Source organism: Dawidia soli (assembly GCF_018598185.1).
Taxonomy (GTDB): Bacteria; Bacteroidota; Bacteroidia; order Cytophagales; family Cyclobacteriaceae; genus Ohtaekwangia; species Ohtaekwangia soli.
The window spans coordinates 1-15,680 of record NZ_JAHESC010000007.1 but is presented as its reverse complement, the minus strand read 5'-3'; the positions used below and the strand labels follow the sequence as shown (position 1 = coordinate 15,680).

Here is a 15,680-nt window from a genome sequence, read left to right as displayed (position 1 = left end):
TGGCATAGATGAAGTTCTGTTAAAGCATAGTTAAAGCACTGATAAAGCAACGTTCCTATAGTGCTTTATCAGTGCTTCAACTATGCTTTAACTATGCTTTAACAGTGGCTTTGGGGTGGCTTTGCCCCGACGTATCCTGGGCGGTGAGTTTCCTTAAGCGACGAGTACGCTCTGATACTTCTTAGGATCTTGCAAAGCCTTCGCAATGCCTTTATTCACGGAAAGCAACGCTTGCGGGTCAATGTGAACGGGCAGTTTAATGCGTGACTCAAAACGCTCTTTCAGTCCGCGCAGGTAGGCGTTGCCACCGGTGAGGTGGATGCCGTTCACGTAAATATCCGCCGCCAGCTCGGGCGGGCAGGTCTCCAGGGTCTGGATGATGGCATGTTCGATGGCGGCAACCGATTTCTCCAGGATGTGGACGACTTCGGCATGGTCTACGCGGCGTACCACCGGAATGCCCTCCATCAGGTCTTTGCCGCGCACCATCATCGGTGCAGGCACGTCCTTCAGGTCGTTTTGAGCGGCCCCTACTTTGATCTTCACCTGCTCCGCCGTTTTCAGACCAATGGCCATGTTGTAGGTGCGGCGGAAGTGGTCCTGGATGGCTTCGTCAAACGTGTCGCCGGCGATCTTCACCGACTGGAAGGCGGCGATGCCCGACAGCGAGATGATCACGATCTCGGTAATACCTCCGCCGATGTCGATCACCATCTTGCCTTCGGGCTCGCGAATGTCGAGTCCCAGGCCGAGGGCGGCTGCCAGCGGCTCGTATAATAAATAGGTATGGCGGGCATTGAACTGGCCCAGGGCGTCGCGCAGGGCGCGGCGTTCTACTTCGGTGGTCGAATACGGTATGCCCGAGATGATGTTCTCGTAGCCACTCAGGAACGAGGTGCCGCGGCTGGCCTGCTTAATCAGCTCGTGGATCATGCGGCTGGCCGAGTCGTAGTCGGCAATGACGCCCCCCTTGAGCGGTTTGATCGGGCGCAGCTCTTCGTGATTCTTCTCGAACATACTGTACGCTTTGTCTCCTACAGCTTTGACCGCATTGTTCTGCGCATCGAAAACTATATAGGACGGCTGCGAAACCAGCAGATTGTCCTTATCGCTTACCAATGTATTATTATTGCCTAAATCGATGGCCAGGCTTTTGTTCTTGAAGAGGTTGAAGTTCATGTTCACAAAAAAATTAGTCCGCTCGTACTTCTGATTGGCCCTAAAAAACACTGTTGTGTGCAAGGGTATGGACAAATATCGTAACTTCCTCTACCCTACCAAATCCGAATGTTATATGAATCGATCAACCTCACGTTCAAGAAGAGACTTTTTACAAAAAATGCTGGGCACCGCCGTCCTGACGGGTATAGCGCCTGCAGTCTGGAGCAATACCCTACATGCGCAGCAATTACTGCAACCACCCACGCCGCAGGCCTATACGGCCAACAGCCGCGTCAACATTGCGGTGATCGGCATGGGCATCATGGGCTTTAGCAATGCGGAGACCAGCACCGCCCTGCCGGGCGTGCAGCTGGTGGCTGCCTGCGACCTCTATAACGGCCGGCTGGACCGCGCCCGCGAGGTCTATGGCAAAGAGCTGTTCACCACCCGCAACTACAAGGAGATCCTCGACCGCAAGGACATCGACGCGGTCATTATCGCTACGTCCGACCACTGGCACGACCGCATCGCCATCGAGGCCATGAACAAAGGCAAACACGTATACTGCGAAAAGCCCATGGTGCACAAGCTGGAAGAAGGTGCCGAAGTGATCGCTACCCAGAAAAAGACCGGCAAGGTGTTGCAAGTGGGCAGTCAGCGTGTCAGCTCGATCGTTACGCGCAAGGCACAGGAGCTCTTTGAAGCGAAGGCCATCGGCGACCTGGTGATGGTCGAGGCCTGGATGGACCGTCACTCCGCCAACGGCGCCTGGCAATACTCCATTCCAACCGACGCCAGCACGACCACCGTGGACTGGGACAATTTCCTGGGCGACGCCCCTAAGGTGCCGTTCGACCCCATACGTTTCTTCCGCTGGCGCAACTACCGCGACTATGGCACCGGCGTCGCCGGCGACCTGTTCGTACACTTATTCTCGGCCCTGCACACGGTGACCAGCTCTGCCGGCCCGAATCGCATTTACGCCTCCGGCGGCTTGCGCTACTGGAAAGACGGGCGCGATGCTCCCGACCTGATCCTGGGGGTATACGATTATCCGGAGACGGCCCAGCACCCTGCCTTCAACCTGCAGATGCGCGTCAACTTTGTCGACGGCAGCGAAGACGGCGAAGGCCTGCGGTTCATCGGCACGGACGGCGTCATGCACCTGGGCTGGGGCAGCGTGAAAGTGGTGCGGCACAAGATCTCCAACATACCCACCTACGGCGGGTGGGACTCGTTCGAGACGTTTACCAACGCACAGCAGAAGGAATTCGAGCAATGGTATAAAGCCCACCACCCGGCCCCGACACCGGTCATACAAGACTCCGACCTGGAGTTCAAGGCGCCGGAGCACTACAGCGCCAACATAGACCATCACCTGGCCTTCTACGCCGGGGTGCGCGACGGCAAGCCGGTGAAAGAAGATGCCCTGTTCGGCATGCGGGCCGCCGGGCCGGCGCTGGCCAGCAACAAAAGTGTATTTGATAAGAAGATCATTCTGTGGGACCCCGTCACCGCCAGAGAGGCGATGACGAAGTAAGCACAGTAGCCCTAGAAGCTCTTGCGTAACGTTACGCCCCAGTTGCGGGGGTCGCCCAGGCGGGTGGCGCCGAAGTCGTAGGCGTAGCTGATATAGGTCTCGTCGCTCAGGTTACGGCCCCAGAACATTACCTCGAAGGTGCGGGCCGTAACGCCGGCGCGGGTGTTGTACAGTATATAGTCGGCCTGCCGGATGTTGTTGGCCAGGTCGAAGTACTGCTCGCCGACCGAGAGCGCTTCGCCACGCACCACCAGGCTCAGGTCCTGCCAGCGCGTAAGCGGATAGCTGTATTGTATGGCGATCATGCCCGTGCTGCCAGGGGTATAGATCTGTTTGTTCTTGCGGTAGTCCCGGGTGGCCGCGGGGTCTCCGCCATTGTTCGCGGTCGGCACGGTCAGCCGGTCATAAGTGGCATTCGTAACACCCGAGGCAACCTCGATGAGCAAGCCGCGGACCGGCGCAACGGACGCTTCCACCTCAAACCCGAAGCTGGTCAGCTCGCCGGCGTTGCGTGTCACGGTGATTCCCTCCGGCAGGACCAGCGTCGGCACCTGAATGTCGTTTACCTTGGTATAAAACGCCGCCATATTTACGCGCAGCCTGTTCTTCCAGAAGACATTCTTCGAACCGATCTCCAGGTTGTTGCTATACTCCGGTGCGTATTCGTACAACGCGGGGTCTGATGTAAGCCCGCCGGTACGGAAGCCTCGGCTGTAGACGCCATACAGACTGCTGCGATCGTTGATGTGATACGTGATGCCGGCCTTCGGTGAGACGGCGCTGTACGACGTGGTCCCGGTCGTATCGTTTTGTGTTACCACAAGCGTGGCGGGGTCGTCTGGCATAGGCTGAAATTCTCCACGCAGTGTCAGCTCACGATGTTCATAGTCGTAACGAATGCCGGCAGTCACGTCGATCGAAGGCGTGATGCTATACGTAGCCTGTCCATACACCGCCACGCCCTTGTTTTTTCCGGTAGACGTGTTGATCGTCGTCGTATGGATGTATTCGGCCGGAAGGTCCATCAGTCCGATGTCCTGGCCCAGCCTCGTACCCTGCCGGGTCGGGTTGTCCTGATAATATAAATATGTACCGGCGGTCCATTTCAACGGCGACGACGACACCGTGGGCGATGAGAACTTAAATTCCTGCGTATATACCTGCACGCGGTTCCAGTCGTGTCCATAGTTGTTGACGATCGCGTAAAGATCAGCCGGTGAAAAGTCGGCATCGATCGGCGTTCTGTAATAACGATGGTTAGACTGGTAGGTCGACACGGACTGGAAGTTAACAGCCTGGCCATGGTGCCGGATGTTCAGCGCGCTGTTGAAGATGTTGTCCACCAGCTCCGTGCGGGTGTTCTGATGTACTTCAAAGGGATGCTCGAATGCCTCGTCGCGCGAGCCGGCCAGCATGAACGCGCCGTTGTTGCGGTGTGCATGGTGTTTGACGTTGAGCGTAAACGACCAGGCGGGACTGGCCAGGTACGTCAGATAATAGTTGCCTGTCAGGCTATGTCTTTTGTCGAAGTCGCTGCCGTCAAATGCGTTGGTATAAAACCCATCCATGCGGTCGTACATGCCGGCCACCCCCAGAAAGAGCCTGTCTTTCACCAGCGGCGTGCGCACCGCCAGCGAATAGCGCTGCTGGCCGTAGTTGCCCGCGCTGGCTTCCGCATACCCGCGAAAGTCGTTGGACGGCTGGCGCGTCACGATGTTGATCACACCACCCATGGCGTTGCGACCGTACAGCGTGCCCTGCGGGCCGCGCAGTACTTCAATGCGCTCTACATCGAAGAGTGGCGCCAGGTAGGTGTCCAGGCTGAATTGGTTCACACCGTCGATGTAGGTGGCCACCGCCGGATCGTAGGAGGTCGTCGTGATGCCCCGCAGGGAGGTCACGTTTCGGTTATCGCCGGGGTTGGAGGAATACAGATTGGGGACGATCGCCGTGAGGTCGCGCGTGTTCCAGACGCGGAACTCTTCCAGTCTTTTGGCCGGCAGCGCCGTGATGCTAAAGGGTACGCGCTGCAGATCGTCTTCCTGTTTCTGCGCTGTCACCACGACATCTTCCAGCGTTACGGTCGTTTCCTGAAGGTCGATGACCAGCGCTTCCTGGTTGGCGGGGTAGACGGTGAACTTCTCCTCGCGCGCGGCATAGCCTACCGCCGTAACAAACGCGATGTACGAGCCCGGTGCCAGCGACAGGGTGAATTCGCCCTGGGCATTGGTGACCGTGGTCAGGTTCGTATTCAATATGCGCACATAGGCGCCTTCGATGGGTTCTTCTTGTTTTCCGAGCACTCTGCCAGCAACGCTTGTCTGCGCCCGCGCGTCCCATCCGGAGAGCAGGAACAGCAGGCAAAGAACGCCGAGAATTCCGTGTTTGGTCATGTCTGAAAGTTCGATAAGGCAGTGAAGCCGTTTAAAATTCCCCGCAATATAGTCGGCTGGCATAATTGTTTTCTGTAAAAAAGCATCTGTGGTAACTGTTTTATTCAATCGATCATGGCCGCCAAAGGCATCTTTCTTATCGTTTTTTTGATGGCGACCGTGCCCTGGCGCGCTGTTGCACAGAACAAGGATTCACAAAAGGACAAGACTTCCTCCTCAAAAACCGATAAGAAGGCTTCAAACGATCAGCCCCTGATCCAGGAAGTGACTGAAAAATTCGACGACGTAAACGAGAAGGCCGAGAAGCTCTTCCGTATACTGCCGGTCCCTTTTTACTCCTATTCATCCGACGCCGGCAATATCTTCGGGCTGGCGAAGTTCAATCTCTTTCAACCGTCTGCCGACGACCGCTCCAAGCCCTCGCGGTTATCAGAGCTGGTAACGATCTCCAGCAAGGGCCGCATCAACGTCTTCATCACCAACGAGCTCTTGCTCCGGGAGAACCGGTATATGATCCTCAGCGCTTTCAACTACAGACGTCAACCCGAATACCTCCAGGGCATTGGCAACGATGTGCTGGACAACACAAAAGAACAGGTAACGATCGACCGCGTTCGTCTTACCAGCACACCGTTGCGGCGTGTTCATAACAATCTCTATGCGGGACTGAGTGTCGATATAGCGCACTATACGGTCCGCGCCGACAGCGCAGGCTATTTTCGCGAAGGTCTCGCCACCGGTACGCGGGGCGGCACCGACGTGGGACTGGGCATCGCCGGCGCGCTCGACAGCCGCGACAACCGGTACAACGCACACCGTGGAGCATACCTGCTCACGACGCTGGTATATTATTCGCGGTCACTGGGCAGTACCTATACATTTTACCGGTTTGAGCTCGACGCACGCAAGTACATCAACCCCTGGTACAAACACGTTATCGCGGTGCAGGCTACCACGGCCTATGCCGGTGGCAACCCGCCGTTTTACAACCTCTCGCTGCTGGGTGGAGAAGAACGCATGCGCGGATATTACAAAGGCGCTTTGCGCGACCGTGCGCTGGTCGATGCGCAGGTAGAATACCGCATGCCAGTATGGAAGATCTTTGGCGTGGTGGCGTGGGTGGGCACGGGTCGTGTAGGCAAAGGGTATGATGACCTGGCGCTGTCCGGCTTTCATCCCTCGTATGGCGCCGGCCTTCGCGTACGGGTCGATACCCGCAATAATACCAACATGCGGTTCGATATGGGTTTTGCGCCGCACGGCATCCGTGGCTTTTACATCAGCTTCGCGGAAGCGTTTTAGGGGGCGCAGCACTTTCCCCATTCTGAGGAATCCGCCACGCGGCAGTCGCGGGCCGCATCGGGACGTGCGCCAATTGTCTACAGAGACAAAACGGCATAGTTTTTTGAATCGCCTTAGGTATAAACACTGTGATCCGGCCCTGGCATACTCCGGGCAGACATATTTTCTTTAAAACAACCATCTATGAAAACGTACAGAACCATCCGCTTTTCCCTGTTGCTGGTACTTTCCATGTTTACCGGCAGCCTGTTTGCACAAGAAGCCAATAAGCCTCCCGTCAAGAAGCTCATCGAGAAGGTGCCGGGGGTTTGGAAGGTGACCCAGGTGAATGACGGAAAAAAGGAGATCTCACAAACCGTAGATTCAACGGCCATCGAGTCGATCGAATTTACCCGCGAAGCGAAGTATATCATCCGGAATAAAACGCAACGGCTCGACTCGGGCCTGTATCGTCTGAACGAGCAACAGAACATCCTCTACCTGGAAAGCAAGCTCACCGCCGATACTCCCCCGGTAGAATGGGGCATTACTGTTACCGGCAACACGCTGGTGATGACTGGAAAAGGCAGTGAGGCCACCAAAAACTTCAAATACACGTTAACCCGCACGTCGCACAAAGCGGGCAAGGAGAAAAGGACCACGAATGATCCCAAGGGAACAGGCAAAAAGATCCACTAGCGACATGTTGCGCAACTCGGATTTCCCCAAAATTCAATTTGGGTGAAATCTACTGCATAAGCGTAAAATACGTACCTTAGGGAAGCTTTTAGTGGTTGGATAGATTATTAAAAGCAACTCGACCACCTAGCTGCAACTGGGTGGTCTTTTTTTTACCACACAGATTGTTGCAGAAGTATTTTGCTTCCAGAGAATGTCAGGAAAGAGCATGCGCTACCCGGTGCGGGCAACGGGAGCGTCTACTGCCAATAGATCAACAGCAACGCCAGATAGGCTATATGGCCCCGGAAGCGCTCGCGGATCAACAACATGGCATCATAAACATGTTTCTTTACCGAAAAGGGCGTGATGTTGAGGCGCTCGGCTATTTCCTTGTGGGAAAGACCTTCCACCTTCGCCAGCCGGAATACTTCCTGCTGGCGTGGTGTAAGTGCATTTACGGCTCCATGCAACGTGTCTTTGTATCGCTTTTCTTCGTAGAGGATCTCGTCCGGGTTTACATCGGGCGCGCCGCGGTCGAGTGTAATGGTATATTCCCGCTGGGCCTGTGTTTCAGACGCAATGCGCTTGAGCAATCGCAGCGCGTGGTTGCGCGACCACATGGCCAGGTAATGCTTGAGATTCTGTACATCCGTAAATTCCGTGCGGCGTGCCCACAGAGACGTAAAAATCTCCTGGGCCACATCTTCGGCAAACTGCTTCGAGCCAACCTTCTTTCGGATGAAATGATAGATCACATCCCAATAGAGGTCATAGATCTGCCGGAAGGCCTCTTCATCTCCCTTCGCCATGCGGCGAAGCATCGCTTCATTGACATTGCTATGCATAGGTTCAGATCGCTTTACAAATGTTATTAACGTTATACTTCAAGATACTCTGTTTTCTGCAATTTCGTAAAAAACCTTACTTCTGGGTCCGCTTAAAGCACACTTAAAAATAATCCCTTTTTACTAAATATTAATACAGGATTCGTAACTATTATTTAATTTTTTTTCCTATAGAATTGTTACAAATACGCTTTCTTAGGCCAAAACACGACTTTTACAGCCGAGTCAACTGCTGCTCAGAGGGTTCCTCGAAAGGTTTTGGGGATCTTTATGAATATTGCAAAAAGTTTCGATATATCCAAAAACTTACCTCAGTAAATGACCCTATCTCACCTGCTAATACACCACGGTCACCTATATATCACACTTGCCTATCGAACCTTACGCTAACTATATACCTGAAAAATCAGGTATCGAATCCCTAAACACCGCAATTTTACTACTACTTCCAACTATTAAAACCATTATTTCTCTGCAATCGATCTATAGTCCGCCGTGACGGCGCAAAAAAGGGCCATAGCCGGTTCCTTCCATATACGGGTATATTTGCCATGGACCGGCACGCCGCCCACGTGCCGGCCACGACGGGGGCTTTCCAACAACGGCAAAGCCCCTCTCTCCTGTTATTACTTCGCACTTCATCCCGGCGAAATCCCGTGCACCGGCATGGCGCAGAAAACGTAACTTTCCACACCGGGCACAGGATAGTGCTCCCGCAAGCACTGCCGGTCGCTGACAAATGCCAGCATCAATAATTATAGTATAGTATTTCGCATAAGATACCCGGGCGCGCCACCTGTATCTTATATAGCGCATAAAGTGCGTCTGAAAGAAGGGATCGATGCCAAGCCAACAACATGGCGCGGGGCTCATCCTATTGCCTGGTAGGTCTAGTAATACCCTTTGCGCAATAAGTGAGCCCACGCCAATATTCATTGACGTGAGCATTTTCACTTATTGTCTCGCGCAAATTGAAGTTACTAGTTTCCCAGACGAGACGCATAAGTGCGAATGCTCCGTAGATACTGCTATCGTAGTATTCGCAAATCCAATTTATTTGTGCTGCCGTATACTTATTTACATCCTGTTTTCACGAACCAAATATAGTAATTTAGATTAATCAAGGTCTAAATAGACCTCGATAAATTTTAAAAAAACGAGGACTTTTAGCGATCGTTTTAACCATATACCATGACCGAAAAGGAAGAAGAACGCATACGAAGTCTCTTCAGAGAACACCTTAAAAAACTGCGGGAAGCCAAAGCGTTATCGCTACTCAACATCGCCCAAAATTCCGATCTCGATAACAGCAACTTCTCCAAATACGAACGCTCCCGCGACCCCCAGCTCATGACCCTTTTTAAGATCGCCGAAGCGCTCAAAATACACCCCCGCGAACTGCTCGACATCGGCATCGATTTTACCGAACCTAAACCCGGCGCGAAGAAATAAAGATGCGTGTTCATCGTGTTCATGTATCAAATATCACATACTCCCGGCATTCTTGTATAGTATAAGAAGGTATAGATTATCCAATCGGGCAGCATGAAATATGCCGACATGCTATAGCAAAAAAAAGAGGGTACCTTTTATGACACCCTCTTCCTGATAAAAATCAATTCGTTATACCGCTACCGCACCACGACTTTCCGGGTGCCCTTGAAACGCTCGGTCACGATCGTCACCAGGTAAACACCCGGCCGCAACGTGTCACCTAATGCGTGCAGATCGACGTCGTCTTGAAAATCCACCGCCGCTGCATATACGCTACGCCCTGTCACGTCCGCGATCGTCAGGTATGCATGGCGCACCACGTCGTCGCCGCTGGTAAAGCGCACCCACACCGGCGCTGTCGCCTCGCCTGGGTTAGGATATACCTGGAAGATATGCGCACCGCTGGCGTTGTTCTCCACCTTTGAGAGCGCCGAGTACGTGCTCGTACCGTCATAATCGGTTTGTTTGAGCCTGTAGTACGAGAGCCCCCGCAGGGGTGTATAATCCACCGCGGCATACCGCAATGCTTCCTGGCTATCGCCGGCCCCCGGCATAAAGCCGATGGAGTCAAATTTCAGGTCTGTACCGGCTCGCTCGATGGTAAAGAAAGCATTATTGCGCTCGGTAACGGTGGTCCACGTCAGGTCTACCTGTGTGTTGTTCAGCACGGCTTTAAACGACAGGAGCGTGATCGGCAGTACAGCATTCTGATACCCCAACGCAAAGTACGTGCTCGTCCCGATACTCGTAACGCCGGAGGTAGCATACCCGCGCGGAGACACGGGCGAGTATACACCCGAGCCACCTTCGTCCGTCCAGGGCCCGCCGGCGCTGGTCGCACGCACGATGCGCACGTTGCCCGGCGTGGCGATCGACTCGTCCGGCGCCCCGTTGGTGTTAAAGCCTATCTCCACCGTGGGTGAGCCGAGGCCGCCACCGGAGCGGTCGATTGAGAAATAACGCACTTCCGACAGCCGCTCGATCGTCGCGGGGAATGTCCCCGCCGGCGGTGTATTGATCATCTCTACGCGCACGCTGCCCGCACCCGGGGCCGCGACAGTTTGCTGGATCGTTACCGGCCGGTATACCGTGCCTCTCCCTACCGGAAACGTACGGCTTCCGCCCGCCGTCGACGGAAAGGCTATCGACAGCCGCCCGTCTATATACGATGATACGCTATACCCTACTACCGGCTGCGTAGTCGTGTTCGCCAGGTTTACCTGGTTCGCGCCGGTAGCGATCATACCGCTGGTCAATGTCAGCAAGTTGTTGACGGTAAAGGTATTGTTCATGGTCAGCGTTCCGCCATTGGCACGCGTGACGTTATAGAAGTCCGATGCGCCGCCGAGGGATTGCGCGCCGGTACCGGCAAAGACCACCGTGCTGGTGCCGTAGGTAAACGTGGCGGTATTGTTCCAGTGGCCTGCTACCGACACCGTACCCGAGCCGGCGTTCACCGTGGCGCTGCTGGTATTGCTAAAGTTACCGGATATTGTCAGGGTCGCGTTGTTCAGCCGGTAGAGCGTTCCGCTGCCGTCGTTGCTAAAGGCTCCACGCACCGTAATCGCCCCCGTACCTGCGGTGAAGGACCCTGTATTGGCCAGCGCGCCACTGACGATCACAACGCCCGCCCCACCAGTCCACGTACCGCTGTTGGTCAGGCCGCCGCTCACCCGCACGGCGCCGCCGGCACCGGCAACGGCGGCTGCGTTTATAAAATTGCCCCGCACGCCGATACTATCGGTACCGGCGATAAACGTTGCGTTGCTGCTATTGGTCAGGTTCCCGCCGATGCGCAGCCCCGCTGTACCGTTGCCGGCCGTAAAGCTGGCACTGCCGCCGCTGTTCAGCACGTTGCGACCTACCACCAGGGCGCCGTCGCCCGCGTTGAATACACCGTTGTTGGTCAGATCGCCGGTGGTGCTGACCAATGTAATGGCTCGATTGGCCGCGTTGTTTACCGTACCGGCCGATATAGTCATGTTGCCGTTCAAGACCAGATCGACGTTGGGCAGCACTTTGGTGCCCGTGCCGGTAAACGCCAGATGGTTATATGTCGTCTGGGTGGCCGGCAGGGTCATCGCGCCGTTGTAATCCACGGTACCGCCACCGGCGGCTACGAAAGAGGAGAAGTTGCCCGTGGGGAAGGTTGACGATTGAAGCTGCAGCGTGCGCGCACCGCTGCCGCCGGCCGTGACGGTACCCAGGTCGTGGCCTGTGGTGGTACCCAGGTGCAGACGCCCGCGTACTTCCAACGTGGCGAGGAGCTTACCGTTACCGGTAACCGTCACCGTGTGCAGGTTGTCGACGATCACGAACGACCCCGGCGGCGGGCCCAGGTTTGTGCCCGGGGGGTCGATATCCCACACGGCGTCAGCCTCCCAATTGCCTGTCGCCACGCTGGTATACGTAGTCGGGTTGACAAACGCCGTTGGCTCGCCGGCGGTATAATCCCCGGCGGCATCGGTGTTTGTAAAGGTGATGACCCGCATCGCGACGTCGGGGTTGCCCGCCGTTACACCGATGGTCCACGCGCCGTCTATAAAGCGTGCATCGCGATAGTCAGCCGGAGTGCCGTTCTCATCCACTGCCAGATACGTGTAACGGTGCGTTAGCGCGGTCAGATCGACGATTGCATGGTTCACGCTCCAATAGTAGGACAAATAAGATGCGCCTGACCCCGTAGCGCTGGGGTGCTTGCTGTTCACGGGCTTCACCGTCATATTCCCTCCTGTAGTGCCGGTCGTAACGACATACTGTGCAGGCGTATACTTCGTTGTTCCCGTACCGATCGGGAACGTAAAAGTGGCAGCCGCGAGCGATCCGGCAAAAGCTTTCGTTACCCCAGCATCCGACAAGCGGCCCGACGTAGCGATATACCGGGAAGCTGTCACTCCCACAATGGACGTGAGGCTGGGGTTGGAGAGGTAAAGTCTGTATGAGGCAATATTGAGGATACCGCTGGAAAAGGTCAGCGTACCGGTGACCTCCTGGTCGGCGGTAAAAACAGCACCAAACGTGTTACTGACGTCGACGTTGCCGAATTTACCACTTCCATTTCCAGAAATGACCTGCTGCGCGCCACTGCCGTCCAGCATTACACGGCCTGCACCCGAACTGGTGTGCACCGCCGCATTATATATATTAGATACCGCAGCAATAGTATTGGTGTTGCCGGCCAGTGTCCCTTGCATGAGTGATAGCGTGCCATACACACGCAGGTTTGTATTGGGCTGCAAGTTAACGACACCTCCCGGTAAGGTATTGCGTATAACAAGGTTTCCGAAGTTTGTCAGGTTACCCGTCACACCGGCTACTAACTGATTGGCTGCCGAACCGTTCAACGTAGTCGTCTGCGTCGCTGCTCCCGCCTGGTATCCTCCCGTGGTTACGCCGTTGGAAGTACCGATATTGGCGTTTGTAAAATTGCCTGCCACACTTACATCAAATGAGTTGGCATTGAAAATATTCGTCGCTTCAACGGACAATGAGCCCCGTATGGTAAGACCGTTAAAGTCCAGGCGCGCGATGTTGGTGGTACCGGTGACCGTTACATTGTACACGGGTATGGTCGAGTTGATATCGATCGTGTGGCCGGAGGCATCCTTACCGATCTCGATCGTGCCACCCGTCACGGTATATCCTGAAGGCTGCAGGTAAAGCTCCGCAATGGTCGTACCGGCCGAAGCACGCTCGATGGCCAGCGAGCCTCCCGTCATGGTAAAATTACTGCCCTGATTCAGGATCTCGAAAATACCGCGTGTTGTCGTAGCGGCGCTGTTTATGCCGAGGCCCACGGCACCGCCGCTCTGGTTGTACTGCAGTGTACCCTGCGAGCTGGCAAACGAACGCCGGATCTGTGACTTTACATTCAGCGCGCCACCGGCTACCGTGATCGTCGGTTGCCCCGTGGCCGCATACTCAACAGAGTTGTCGTTGTTGGTCGTACCGACGTTCACCGCTCCCGCCAGTACCTCCAGCGTACCGGCCACCAGCATATCATGTCCGTCGTTGCCCGTAAGCTGCATCGTACCGCCGTTTGCCGAAAGGCGCGTAGCCGCGGGAATAGAAAAATCCGCACCGTTCGCAATGGTGACCGTCTGCACACTCGTCAACCGGAACGTACCATACTCCAGCACCAGCGGCAACGGCGTACCCGAGAGTGAAAAAGCCGAAGCATTTACCTCCAGCAACGTGGCCGGCGACGAGCCTTTGGACACCGTCAACACGTTAAAGTCCGTCGTTCCGCCGGTACCGGTAATCATAGCGTTGGCAGGCCCTGTAAAAGTCGTATTACAGATACGGCCGCCCTGGGCCATGTCGAACACGCCGTTGTTCTGCAGACCTCGCGTAATGGTCAGCGTATTCGTCACCACCGTGCCCGAGGCTGCAACATCGAAAATAGCGCCCGTACCGATGATCACGTTGTTATCCGTAAAGACCGTCTGCGCCGTGCCGTTGACAAACTGCAGGTTGCCCGTGGTCACCATAATGTTGCCGTTCACCGTAAGCTGACGGGCGGCGGCGGAATTCAAACGCACCACCCCGGTAGCCCCTGTGCCTTGCACGGTCATGTTGTTATACATGCGCATATCCTGATCGGGCATGATAATGAACAGTCCCGCGCCGGGCGTCAGGATCAGATTTCGATACGAGATCAACGGCAGGTTGGTCGGCGCCAGCGATGTTTTCGGAATGGTAAAGCTCGTCGCGCCGGTGGTATAATACTCCACCGTGCCTCCCGCCGAACGTATAAAGTTTCCGAAGTCCCCGGCGGGAAATTCCGCGGTGGCGGTGGCCGAAGAGATACGCAGCAAGCCACTGCCCGAGATCTGGACGTTTTCCAGGCGGCCAAAGTTGTGCCCGGTAGACGTACCGACATCCAACGTGCTCCCGGCGTTGATCTCCAGGCCGCCGGCGGCCTGGTTATTATTCGTGATCGTCACAACGTGGTTGTTGGTCGCACCGTCGCCAACAAATACCTGGTCGCCCGCGCCCGGCGCGGTCGTGGCATCGGGGCCGGTGTGGCTTACGTTCGACCACGGCGTCGTGCCGGCGCCGGTGTTATTCCAATTACCGTTGCGCTTGCTGTAAAAGATCTTTACCGTGCCGAACGAAGCCGGTACACCGGCGGTGTAGTCGCCCGTGATATACCCCACGTTGGTGAAATAGATCATGTTGTTTGTCTGGTCTACCTGGGTGAGGTTGTTGATCACCGTCCAGGAAGTGTTGTTATAGCGCGCGGGAACATAGTTCGCGTCATCACCGGCGGGTGTTACGTCTGAGTCGACATAATAATATGTGTGCGACGCCGACACGGCGCCGGTAAAGCCTTCTCCGACGACTTTCCAGTAATACGTCAGATTGTTGGTGTTCGACGCCACCACGAACTGGTGCCGCGAGGTGACCGGCCGGGCGGTGATCGTACCGTACGTCGTCGGCACCGCCGTCAGCTGAATGGTGGCCGGTGTATAGTCCGACCCCGAGCCGAAAGCAAAGGTAAAGGCCGATAGGTTGGAATACGTCTTCTTCACACCACGGTCGGACTGAAGTCCCAGGGTACGGATCATCTTTACGGGGCTGAAGCCGTTACCCGTGGTGGTGATCGCCGTGGCAGACGTAGACGTAAGCGATAACAAGTAGTGCGCTATATCAAAGATACTATTGCTCGTGCCAGCGAGCGTCAAAATGCCTGCAATGGTAAGGTCGGCGGCGGCCGATGCGCCGGGTGACGACGGGTTGTTGAGCACAACGTTGCCAAACACGCCGCTCCCGTTGCCGGAGATCGTTTGTGTCGCGGCACCGCTCAGCGTAATGCTGCCCGTACCCGTATGGGTTGCCGAGTTGTTTACGGTGCCATAAGCAAGGATCGTTTTACCGCCGTCGTTCAATATCCCGCCGGTCAGCGAGAGTGTCTGACTCACGGTAAAGCTGGCCACACTACCGCCCAGGGTCAACGTGCCCGTCGGTTTAGCCACCGTCATATTATAAAGTCCCGAGGTAATGGTGCCGCTGTTGGAAAACGCCTGCACGCCCGAACCGTTAAAGGTCGTGGTATTGGTCCCGGGAGTATACGTGGCGCCGCTACCGATGGTAAAGCTACCGCCTACGGTCACAGGCAGGTTATTGGCCAGGAATACCGGCGAGTTCGTGCCGTTGATCGTAAAGTCGTTGAGTACTACCAGCGGCTGCGCGGCGGTAACGGTGTTGCCCACGCTCCCGATACCGTTCAGCCGCACCGTGGTAGGCGTCCCCCCCGTGCGGGAGATGTTCAGGTTCCAGAAG

General features: G+C 55.7%; 8 protein-coding genes. 4 read left to right on the top strand and 4 right to left on the bottom strand.

Annotated elements, in window-relative coordinates:
• Nucleotides 1–153 precede the first annotated feature (153 nt).
• Nucleotides 154–1,179, bottom strand: coding sequence for a rod shape-determining protein (mreB, locus tag KK078_RS06595; protein ID WP_254089459.1), 1,026 nt, complete (start codon nt 1,177–1,179; stop codon nt 154–156).
• Between the two features lie 115 nt (nt 1,180–1,294).
• On the opposite strand from mreB, the gene KK078_RS06590 reads away from it, so the two are divergent.
• Nucleotides 1,295–2,701: a Gfo/Idh/MocA family protein gene (locus tag KK078_RS06590; protein WP_254089458.1), complete on the top strand. Its 1,407-nt coding sequence runs from the start codon at nt 1,295–1,297 to the stop codon at nt 2,699–2,701.
• An 11-nt stretch (nt 2,702–2,712) separates the two neighbouring features.
• On the opposite strand, the gene KK078_RS06585 is transcribed toward KK078_RS06590, so the two are convergent.
• Complete coding sequence (locus KK078_RS06585; protein ID WP_254089457.1) at nt 2,713–5,094, bottom strand: TonB-dependent receptor; 2,382 nt, start codon at nt 5,092–5,094, stop codon at nt 2,713–2,715.
• A 114-nt stretch (nt 5,095–5,208) separates the two neighbouring features.
• Between KK078_RS06585 and KK078_RS06580 the strand changes: the two genes are divergently transcribed.
• Both KK078_RS06580 and KK078_RS06575 read left to right on the top strand, forming a co-directional pair.
• Nucleotides 5,209–6,396, top strand: coding sequence for a BamA/TamA family outer membrane protein (locus KK078_RS06580; RefSeq protein WP_254089456.1), 1,188 nt, complete (start codon nt 5,209–5,211; stop codon nt 6,394–6,396).
• Between the two features lie 183 nt (nt 6,397–6,579).
• The gene (locus tag KK078_RS06575; RefSeq protein ID WP_254089455.1) at nt 6,580–7,074 is read left to right on the top strand and encodes a hypothetical protein; all 495 of its coding nucleotides are present in this window, start codon (nt 6,580–6,582) and stop codon (nt 7,072–7,074) included.
• Nucleotides 7,075–7,313: 239 nt separating this feature from the next.
• Here KK078_RS06575 and KK078_RS06570 read toward each other — a convergent pair whose 3' ends face one another.
• The gene (locus KK078_RS06570; protein ID WP_254089454.1) at nt 7,314–7,901 is read right to left on the bottom strand and encodes an RNA polymerase sigma factor; all 588 of its coding nucleotides are present in this window, start codon (nt 7,899–7,901) and stop codon (nt 7,314–7,316) included.
• A 1,191-nt stretch (nt 7,902–9,092) separates the two neighbouring features.
• Here KK078_RS06570 and KK078_RS06565 point away from each other — a divergent pair.
• The gene (locus tag KK078_RS06565) at nt 9,093–9,353 is read left to right on the top strand and encodes a helix-turn-helix domain-containing protein (RefSeq protein ID WP_254089453.1); all 261 of its coding nucleotides are present in this window, start codon (nt 9,093–9,095) and stop codon (nt 9,351–9,353) included.
• A 179-nt stretch (nt 9,354–9,532) separates the two neighbouring features.
• Here KK078_RS06565 and KK078_RS06560 read toward each other — a convergent pair.
• Nucleotides 9,533–15,680 (bottom strand): T9SS type A sorting domain-containing protein (locus KK078_RS06560; protein WP_254089452.1); only part of this gene is annotated, 6,148 nt, incomplete at its 5' end.